Annotated in this window: 1 protein-coding gene; it reads left to right on the top strand. The window is 53.1% G+C overall.

What is annotated here, in order from left to right; all coding sequences use genetic code 11:
* The coding region (locus ACTHS3_RS14805) for a DNA translocase FtsK (RefSeq protein ID WP_440368346.1) at window positions 1-993 on the top strand (993 nt) is incomplete at both ends.

The raw sequence follows: 993 nt of genomic DNA, 5'->3' as shown, positions 1-993 counted from the left end.
CCCTATACTTCCATGCAGGCATTCCCTTCTGAAATCCAAGCGGAAGATATTCACGACAACCTTGCCCGCCGCACCGCAGCACGCCACAAACTGGCCGCGGCCGTCGCCCCTTTGCGCGATTACTCTCCGCGCACCATCGAAAATGATGAAATTCTGGCCAACTTGGGACAAATCAGCCGCCCTGCCAGCCTACGCCGTCAAGTTCGCCATACCGAAGCGGCCGCCGAAAGATGGGCGCGTAAACAAGCTGCTACGGAAGCTGTTGCACCACAACCTACCGCACCGGCAACGCCGTCCCGTCCAAAACCGGCTGCTCCTGTTAAAAAATCCCCTTATATCTCCCGACCTGCCGCACCAAACGCAACCGTAGTCGAGCCGCCTGCCGTACCGGTTGTCCCTATGGCTAAAACCGATATTCCCGAGCCGCCCGTTTTCCAAACCTCGATTGCGCCGATTGACATCCCCGAGCCACCTGCTTTTGAACATAAAATCCAAGTGCCGATTTTTGATTCGCAAGTCAATGCGCACGTCAGCAACCAGCCTGAACGCAGTATCCGCGATTATTTAATCAGCGAATCTGCCGTCGAAGAAACGGAATTCAATAGTGAGCCGGAAACTCCTGTACAAGCGGAAGCAGAAGCTATTCAAGCGGTTGAAACCATTGAACCCGTTGAATCTGTTGAAACAATCGCAAGGCCGTCTGAATATACTCAAACAGTCGTTGAAACGCCTGTTCAAACCGTAGAACCAAGCATTCAAGAGAGTACGCCAAGTGTAGCTATTCCAGCTTCGGCAACACTGACCGAGGCACACCTACCGACTACCGCCCTGCTTCTGCCGCCGCAGTTTGACCCAAGCGCCTCGCAAACTGAAGAACAGTTGCTGGAAAACAGCATTACCATTGAAGAAAAACTGGCCGAGTTCAAAGTTAAAGTCAAAGTGATGGACTCCTATTCCGGCCCGGTCATTACGCGCTACGAGATTGAGCCTGAT

The sequence above is a fragment of the Neisseria sp. P0009.S007 genome (assembly GCF_051962515.1).
The sequence above is the reverse complement of the archived record's forward strand: the minus strand, read 5'-3'. Positions and strand labels throughout refer to the sequence as shown.